This is a genomic window from Caballeronia sp. dw_276 (genome assembly GCF_018449635.1).
Taxonomy (GTDB): Bacteria; Pseudomonadota; Gammaproteobacteria; order Burkholderiales; family Burkholderiaceae; genus Caballeronia.
In genome coordinates, this window is the sequence record NZ_JAAVUV010000027.1 from 1 (window position 1) to 6698 (window position 6698).

Consider the following 6698-nt stretch of genomic DNA (forward strand, 5'->3'; position numbering starts at 1 on the left):
ATGGAAACTCAAGGCCTGCGAAGAGGTGCGATGGAAAAAATGCCGTATCTTACCCCTCAAATGCAATCCCGATAATTCGAGCAAGCGGGCTTAAATGTTACATAGCCCATTGAATTTAAACGGTTTTTTTATTTTTATATGACCATACCGCTATCTTCCAATTACAAACCGCGCACACACTAGAAAAGCTGGATTTACTTTCAAAGTATGATGGCCATGTCATCGCATACTTGGATTCAATAGTAAAAACAAGGCAACGAAATCCGCAGAGACCCGCCGACTACTATGCAAGTGCTCTCATGCAGTTGCCTCTAAAACGTTGCATCGTTTCCGCAGCATTCGTTTGCTAGAGACTGAATTTGCGACAGAAAAAACTATGGAACGCATTCAGCAATCTATTCGAGCAAGCCGCTGCCCTGGCGGCCGTCCCGCCGCAAAACACTGCGCCTCCGGAGGCAGTTAAAATATGATACGAACTGGTTGATCCATATAGAAGCACAGTGAACAGACTATGCCTCGCTCAACGCTGATCATTAGGAACGCATGAAAATGGTAACCTAGAGTCGCCGTCTGGACTGAAAGAAATTTGATAGTTGCAGCGATCCGAGTTATGGCCCGCAACGTTTCTTTGAAGCCAATTTTATCGCCGTGAAAGCCACCATTCTTGGTCATGAAGCAGCGCCACCCCAGTCCGCTGCAGAAATACACCGTTTCAGATTTGAATTGAATGACGGTGCGAACCCACACGACGAATACGTGTCATTACGAACCGCGCAGGTGCTTGTCGCGTCACTCGACGATGGAAACGCATTCCTTCGAATGTTGCAAGAGATCGTTCGCACGGACGCGAAGGAGTATGACCGGCTAATCGGTCTGACGTTCGACGATCGACACGGTGAGACCACAATCAGAAAGTCGAGCAGTTCTGCCGACTGGGATTAATGGATTCCAAATCCTCGATAGCGTATAGAAGCATTCGGCCCAAACGTTTCTCAATTGTTTACCTATCCGAACCTTGGGCGGGAGCGCGTACCTCGAAAGCGATTGTCATTTTGCATCTTCGAGTTGCTAGTGAGAGTGTTATAGCGTCTGCATGTTTTGGGAACGAACCGTACGGCGAGAGCGGATTCATGCATACCGCCACAATAACGTTACGGACAGCAGAAATTTTCGCTGCGGAATTGACAGAGGCCACACCGTTCATCACCGTGGTACGCGCGAGCGCGGCTGCACAATCCAAAAATCGCGACGCGTTGGTCGGGCAAATTTTTGAAGATTGATGGCACTCACTCGGAGCGCGGCGATGCTAGTCTATCAACCGATTTCTGACGGGTCACAATTTACGCCTTTGAATCGCTATCGGAAGCGTGCAACTACATTAGATACCGCTCTTACAACCTGAGCGGTCAAAGCCTAACGTTCATCGGTTTATTGGTCCTTGCCTCTGATGAAATTACCAAGAGGCAATCCCTCAAAGATTCTTTCGCTGGGACGTTCTGCCTAGCAGCCTTGTCGACCGGTCCGTCGAAAAGGCTGCTCATTTTCGCGAGGTCAAACTACAAAATCACCGTCGGGTACAGGCGCATTCTCTTCGATCAGGCCCTGACTCCGTAGCTCCTGCCAGAACGCTCGTGGAATTTTGTCTTTCATGGAACTGGCGTTCGCAAGTGCCTCCTCCTCGGTACGTACACCAGCAATCAACGCTGCTGCCACGTCGGGCGCCGCAGCAAAATGTAGCGCAGCGGTGCGCAAATCGACGCCGAACTGATCAGCGACCGCGCGCAACCTCCTCCGCTTTTCTATAAACTTTTGCGGGATGTCGAAACGCGCATCGCCATAGTTGTAGCGTGGACTGCCCGAGATGAAACCTGCATTCAATGCAGAGCCCATGACAAAACTGACGTCGTGCTCGCGCGCTATTGGAAACACGTTGTTTAGAGCGTTCTCATGCGTTACGAGTGAGTATTGCGATGCGAGCAGGCACACGTCCGGATCGGATTCCTGGATGACGCGAATGATCGGCTCTGGCGAATTCACGCCAACGCCCCATGCTTTGATCAAGCCTTCATCGCGCATGCGACACAATTCAGGGAACGCACCCTTTAACGCTGTCGCGAACTCTTCCTCCCAAGGACGCGGTAGAAAACCGTTGTCCGGTGACACATCATGAACGAACAGAACATCAATCCGGTCGATGCCTAGACGCTGAAGGCTATCTTCGACCGAGCGTCTCACTGCGTCGGCGGTGTAGTCGAAGACGACGTTATTAGGCGACTTGCTAAACGGGAACAACTTTTTGCTCTCATTAATGGGTGACGCCTTGAGCAACTTGCCGACCTTAGTCGACAACACATAACTATCGCGAGGTTGGTTGTGTAGGAACCGGCCGAAGCGCCGCTCCGCCTCGCCAAGGCCATACCAGGGCGATGTATCGTAGTAACGCACGCCTGCGTTCCATGAAGCTTCCATGGTCCGCTCGGCTTGCGCATCCGTGACAATCTCGAATTCGCTACCCAACGAAACACCGCCCATGCCAAATCGAAATTCGGGTTTGAAGATTTGTTGCACTCGACTGTTCATCGTTGTCTCCTTTTGCTGTGGACCAGTTGATAATGTCGGGGAAATGATGCCCGGCACGTAATGGTTTATTGGGTCAAGCCTAAGAGGCTTTTCGACGCACGGCTATCGCGCGACACACAGTTGCGAATTCATCTTTAGCGGCGGCGCATCAGCTTCGAACGGCGGGTAGGTCACAAACGAATCGACGGCGCCCGGTTTTGAACGCCGGATCGCGAAAGAGCGCGTACCCTGACGGCATGACCATAGGCCAATCCAGCAACGCATTGATCGGGCAATGGATCAGGCTTGATTCACTGAACGGTGGCGCATAGGTCATCATTGCGTCGAGCAACACAAGAAATTCGTCGATGGTCGAGTAGCCCAACGTGAAGCCGGCTTTGCGTGATTGTTCGATCGCGCGGGTGAAGTCCATGCGCACGACGGGATCGTTGCGAATGAACGCGCCCATGTCTAAGATGACGCTGTTTTGCGGCGCATCAGAGGCGCGCTCTTCCGCATACACCGCAAACTTCTCACGAAACGCAGCTATCGCACGTTCCTCTTTGGGAAGCCAGTCACCCAATCGCTGTCGCTCGTTCGACGTCAATTTGATTTCCTCCTCAAATAACTTACGCGGCATCTTTATCGGTATTGACCCAACGCCAGTGAGCTATGGTGTGTCCCCGCTCCCGTTATACGTTTATATCTAGGCCACCGCTCAGTGTCGCGCGTCGTGTGAGATCAAGTCTTTAATGCGGCTCGCAAGTGCGTCCATCGAAAATGGCTTTGTCATAACCGCCATATTGGGCGCGACAAACCCACTGCCGATCGCCACGTTCTCCGCGTAGCCTGTAATAAACAAAATTTTGACTTCCGGCCGCAATTCAAGCGCGGCATCGGCCACTTGCCGCCCGTTCATGCCGCCTGGAAGACCGACGTCAGTGACCAACAAATCGATGCGGGCATTTGAGCGCAAGAGCTTGAGCGCTGCCGGACCGTCGTGTGCCTCGATCGCGCTATAGCCTAGATCTGCAAGCACTTCGCAGACAAGCATCCGAATAGCTGGTTCGTCGTCGACCACTAAAACGGTTTGGCCCGCTTCCGCGCGTGGCCGATCCAGGACAACCTCTTCTTGCTCATTTTCGGCAGCACCGATATGGCGCGGCATGTAAATGCATACCGTCGACCCCTGGCCCACCTCCGAGTAAATCCGAACCTGGCCACCAGATTGACGAGCGAACCCGTAGATCATCGACAGTCCAAGACCGGTTCCCTCACCTGTCGGCTTCGTTGTAAAAAATGGATCAAATGCTTTCGCAATCACCTCGGGCGGCATACCACAGCCGGTATCGCTCACACACATTGAGATGTACTGTCCCGGTGCTACACCACGTTCCTTAGCTGTGCGTTCATCCATCCAGCGATTGCCTGTTTCGATCGTCAGCCGCCCACCATCCGGCATCGCATCACGCGCATTGATGCACAGGTTCAAAATTGCATTTTCCAGTTGCGAGACATCGACACGCGTATTCCAGAGGTCGCTCAAACCGACGATCTCGAGCTCGATCTGCGGACCAATGGTGCGTCGAACCAGTTCGTCTATCCCGATGATGAGTCGGTTGACATTGACCACCGACGGCGCCAACGTCGCACGTCTTGAAAACGCGAGCAAACGGTGTGTCAGCGATGCAGCTCGTTTGGCTGCTGTCTGCGCAGCGGTAAGAAATCGTGCGGTGTCCCCCGGCCGGCCCTTTAGAACACCCCGCTCCAGGAGCTCGAGGCTTCCGGTAATCACGGCCAAAAGATTGTTGAAGTCATGGGCCAGGCCGCCCGTCAACTGGCCAACCGCCTCCATTTTTTGGGACTGACGTAACGCATCGGCCTGCTCGCGCTCAATCGTAACGTCCCGGCCACTCGCATAGACCTTTCCTGCCTCAAATCCTCCGGTCCACGCGAAACTGCGATACGAGCCGTCCTTGCAACGCAAACGATACGTATAAGGGTCGGTCATTGGGGAGACCAAAATGCCGGCCATTGCGGTTTTAGCCTGACGCAAGTCGTCGGGATGCGTGAACTCAACGAAGCTTTTACCAACGGTTTCGTTTTCATCCCAGCCAAGCAGCCGAGTCCAGGACGCATTCACGGCCTCCAGCGTTCCGTCAGCACGAGCGATAACAAGGAGTTCCTGCGAAAGACGCCATGCCCGATCACGTTCTTCTGTGCGCTGATAAACCTCGGATTCAAGCGTTCTATTCAGCCTCTGGAGCTCTGCCTGGCTTCGTTTGATTTTCTGATCGGATGTATGCCGCTCAATGGCAAGAGCCGCAGTCTGTGTAATAAAGGCGATGGCCTCAATGTCTTCGGCTGTAGGTGTGCGCGGCTTATCGTAGTAAATCGCGAACGTGCCAAGCACAATTCCGTTCGCTGCCCTAATCGGCGACGACCAACACGCGCGTAGATTATGACGAAGGGCAAGCTCACGATAATCCTCCCACAAGGGATCTGTCGCTATGTCGTTGGCATACACCGGCTCCCTTCGCGCAATAGCCGTCCCACACGAGCCAACGCCTTCGCCGATTGCAATACCGTTTATTGCATCGTTGTATGCCGCTGGCAAGCTGGGCGCAGCGCCGTGCAACAAACGGCCGCCGTCGTCACTGACGAAGAGTATGGAGGTCAACATGCGATGATGTGCCCTCGACTCCAACCCAAGCAGCAAGTCCCCGAGCACGTCGTTTAGCGGAACGCCAGCGGCGATTTGCGCAAGCACTGCGCGCTCTCGCTCAATCAGCGCCAACGCATCATGCAGACTGGCTTGCGTGATTTGGAGCGGATTGACTGATTCGCTATTCACGCGCGATCCTTCCGAACTTTGGCTCGGTCTTTCTTGTCACTGCGAGCGCCCAGTTGATCGCTGTCAATCAGCAAGCGCAGTGCGGCCCGCATCACCTCACTGACGGACGCGTAGCGACCCTCTTCGACCTGCCGCGTGACGTACTCAGCAAGAGGGCCGGTTAGGGCGATGTGACGACTGTGTCTGGCTGGCATAAAAGCAGATTATCACAACGGGTGGCACCCGGTTGACACCCGCAACTCAATATCCATATGCTAGTTCGAGATCTATAGCCGGTTTGTCAACGTCGAAAGCCGACTTGTCTTCGCGAACGAGATCCCCGACGTTCTTCAGCTTCATCCTTAGTCAAGGGAGCAAAATCTATCTGTAAGCATGAACCCCTATGCTGCTGATTTTTGCAACAAAATATCGACTCATATGACAAATAAATCATCCAATTCTACGGATGAGCTGCAGACGATTCCGGATACGTCCAGCCCAGCCTATGCGGCTGGAAGTCCTATTACCCGCGCGTTTGATCGTTTCGCGAGTGCGGTGACCCGCTGGGCCGGCTCGCCGCTGGCATTTGCGTTCGCCGTATTGTCCGTCGTGGTATGGGGCGTGACAGGTCCAATCTTTCACTACTCTGAGACTTGGCAACTTGTGATCAACACGGGGACGACGATCGTGACCTTTGTCATGGTCTTTCTCATTCAACAAAGTCAAAACAAAGACAGCGTAGCGCTTCATCTTAAACTCAATGAGTTGATATCAACGCATAGGGCGGCGAACGACAAGCTGATTGGCATTGAGGACGCTAGCGAAGATGAACTGCGTCGACTTGCAGCTGCGTACCTCCGGATTGCGAGCGGTACCGCACCCGGGTCGGATATCAAAGACAGCACTACAAAGCACGCCTAGCCAAAGGTTGTGATCTCTATCCGCATTGCTTACGACCCAGAGACGCTTATCTGAGTGAAAGACTCTATCAGGGCCCTTAGCGCTGCTGGTTTTTTTTGCGAATGCTCGGGGTATGGAGCGACTGTACAGCACGCGCGCTTGACCCCACCTAACCCTCCGGTTCAACAATGTCAGCAAGAATGAGCTTGTGCGCAAAGGCAAGCGCTGCTTCGATTGCAAGTTGTCCCGTCGGATAAGGCCCTATCAGCGGAGCACCCTCAAACGGGAATAAGAGTCGTCCGTCAGTTTTTCTCACGACCCTAAGCTTGGCGTTGAATTGACCGCCTCCATTAGGGTGGTACGTCGTATAGACGTCAAAGTCTTCTTCGCTCGTTCCTGGAACAGC

Annotated in this window: 6 protein-coding genes; 2 read left to right on the forward strand and 4 right to left on the reverse strand. The window is 53.5% G+C overall.

The window, feature by feature from the left end:
* Positions 1 to 1130: 1130 nt before the first annotated feature.
* On the forward strand, positions 1131 to 1280 hold the full coding sequence (locus HB633_RS30350) for a hypothetical protein (RefSeq protein ID WP_213781824.1): 150 nt from the start codon (positions 1131 to 1133) through the stop codon (positions 1278 to 1280).
* A gap of 271 nt (positions 1281 to 1551) precedes the next feature.
* Here HB633_RS30350 and HB633_RS30355 read toward each other — a convergent pair whose 3' ends face one another.
* The 3 genes from HB633_RS30355 to HB633_RS30365 form a co-directional block, all read right to left on the reverse strand.
* Positions 1552 to 2580, reverse strand: coding sequence for an aldo/keto reductase (locus HB633_RS30355; protein WP_213781825.1), 1029 nt, complete (start codon positions 2578 to 2580; stop codon positions 1552 to 1554).
* Positions 2581 to 2728: 148 nt separating this feature from the next.
* On the reverse strand, positions 2729 to 3142 hold the full coding sequence (locus HB633_RS30360; RefSeq protein WP_255581297.1) for a phophatidylserine decarboxylase associated domain-containing protein: 414 nt from the start codon (positions 3140 to 3142) through the stop codon (positions 2729 to 2731).
* A 135-nt stretch (positions 3143 to 3277) separates the two neighbouring features.
* Positions 3278 to 5413 carry an ATP-binding protein gene (locus tag HB633_RS30365; RefSeq protein WP_213781827.1) on the reverse strand — a complete coding sequence of 712 codons (2136 nt, stop codon included), beginning with the start codon at positions 5411 to 5413 and terminating at the stop codon, positions 3278 to 3280.
* A gap of 417 nt (positions 5414 to 5830) precedes the next feature.
* Between HB633_RS30365 and HB633_RS30375 the strand changes: the two genes are divergently transcribed.
* Positions 5831 to 6313, forward strand: coding sequence for a low affinity iron permease family protein (locus HB633_RS30375; protein WP_213781829.1), 483 nt, complete (start codon positions 5831 to 5833; stop codon positions 6311 to 6313).
* A gap of 148 nt (positions 6314 to 6461) precedes the next feature.
* On the opposite strand, the gene HB633_RS30380 is transcribed toward HB633_RS30375, so the two are convergent.
* A partial coding sequence (locus HB633_RS30380) for a DUF6723 family protein (RefSeq protein ID WP_213781830.1) occupies positions 6462 to 6698 on the reverse strand: 237 nt, incomplete at its 5' end.

Excerpts from the sequence above, each read along its gene's own strand:
- HB633_RS30350 (WP_213781824.1), top strand. The coding sequence starts at position 1,131 with ATGCATACCGCCACAATAACGTTACGGACAGCAGAAATTTTCGCTGCG.
- HB633_RS30355 (WP_213781825.1), bottom strand. The coding sequence starts at position 2,580 with ATGAACAGTCGAGTGCAACAAATCTTCAAACCCGAATTTCGATTTGGC.
- HB633_RS30375 (WP_213781829.1), top strand. The coding sequence starts at position 5,831 with ATGACAAATAAATCATCCAATTCTACGGATGAGCTGCAGACGATTCCG.